General features: G+C 38.4%; 2 protein-coding genes. Both read left to right on the top strand.

Annotated elements, in window-relative coordinates; all coding sequences use genetic code 11:
* A partial coding sequence (locus tag ACI3VO_RS01100) for a sensor histidine kinase (RefSeq protein ID WP_439756132.1) occupies positions 1-1057 on the top strand: 1057 nt, incomplete at its 5' end.
* Positions 1051-1689, top strand: coding sequence for a response regulator (locus ACI3VO_RS01095; protein ID WP_439756131.1), 639 nt, complete (start codon positions 1051-1053; stop codon positions 1687-1689). The genes ACI3VO_RS01100 and ACI3VO_RS01095, both read left to right, overlap by 7 nt.
* Positions 1690-1816 lie beyond the last annotated feature (127 nt).

Raw genomic sequence — 1816 nt, 5'->3', positions numbered from 1 at the left:
ATGGATAATTGAAATACCTGTAGTTTTTCTACTTTTGTTGATGCTTGCTATTGCCGCTTATCTTGTATTTATAATTATAAGAGAATATGATTATCGCAGGCATTCTATTACAAGCTCGTCAATTAAGGAAAGTATCGACCATTTGACGACTGGACTCTGCTTTGCTCGCCCTGATGGTGTGGTTGTACTTATGAATCATCTTATGGATGAGCTATGTCATAAGATTATTGGGACTGACCTGCAAGATGCAAATCTGTGTTGGGAGATACTATCCCATGGCGAGAATTTGCAAAATGTCGAGCGATTATCTGAAGGAGAGCAGCCATCTTTTTGTTTATCAGATGGGACTGTGTGGACGTTTAAAAAAGAAATATTAGATGGAGTGTTTCAGTTGAGTGCAGCAGATACAACACAGGAATACAAATTGATTGATGAATTAAAAGAGAAAAACAAAGAGCTTCGAGCTATGAACCTAAGAATCCGTCAGTACGGCGAAAAGGTCGATGACTATATAAGAGAAAAAGAACGACTAGAAACCAAGGTGAATATTCACAATCAGCTAGGTCAGGCACTTCTTGTGTCACGCCATTACCTGAAGAATCACAACAGCAACACCAAAGAGATACTAGATATGTGGAAACGCAATATAGAAATGCTCAGCATGGAAGCAGAATCATATTCTACTACAGATCAGTTTCAAACACTTTTAGAAGTTGCACGTTCAGCAGGTATCACAGTTGAAATTGAGGGGGAAGCTCCAAAGGGAAAAGAAGTTAAACAGTTGTTTACTACAGCTGCTATAGAAGCGTTGACTAATGCAGTCCGTCATGCCGATGCAAAATATATAAACATAAAATTATCACAGACTGAAAATACATTTATTATAAGCTTTTCAAATGACGGAAAACTACCTGCAGAGAAAATAACAGAAGGCGGTGGACTTAGCTCCTTGCGTAAAAAGGTGGAGCAGCATTTTGGAGAAATGGAAATAACAACTATTCCTCAGTTTACTCTGACGCTGAGATTGAAAAAAGAAGGAGGTGCGGCAACATGGTAAAAGTATTAATTGTAGAAGATGACCCTATGGCACGCAAGCTTTTAGAAATTTTTATCAATAATAGTGAAAACTATGAGCTTGTAAATTCAATAGAAAGTGCAGCCATGGCAGAATTTTACTGCCTGACGAATCCCGTCGACGTAATTCTGATGGATGTATGCACCTCTATGGACGCCAACGGATTGGAGGCTGCCGAGAAAATTAAGAGCAAATTTCCTGCGATTAAGGTGATTATTATTACGAGTCAGCCTGAATGTAGCTTTATTGACAGAGCACACGCTATTGGCGTCGACAGCTTCTGGTATAAAGAGGCAGAGGCTGAAAAAATACTAGAGATACTCGACCGTACTATGGCAGGCGAATCTGTATATCCAGATAGCAGATTATCCCTTAAAATAGGGGAGGCATTCAGTGAAGAATTTTCAGAGCGCGAACTGGAAATCCTTCGAGAATTGATCAACGGAGAAACAGATGCAGCTATTGCAAATAAGCTCCATCTATCTCTGCGCACAGTCAAAGGATACATACAGGACATGCGCCTCAAAACAGGATTTAGAAATAGAACCGAGCTCGCTGTTCGTGTCAGAGAAAGCGGTCTTGTAATTAACGACCATAAAAATAAAGAAGAATAAAATATTAAAATCTCACCTGTACAAAAATTTGCACTAAAGTACGTTACGAAAAAAAATAGCTCTTGTTATTATATATAGTATATTGGAGTACTATTGTATTTTTTTAAAATCTGGACAAGAATACGAT

This window comes from Intestinibacter sp. (genome assembly GCF_051866655.1).
Taxonomy (GTDB): Bacteria; Bacillota; Clostridia; order Peptostreptococcales; family Peptostreptococcaceae; genus Intestinibacter.
This window is presented reverse-complemented; position numbering and strand designations above follow the sequence as displayed.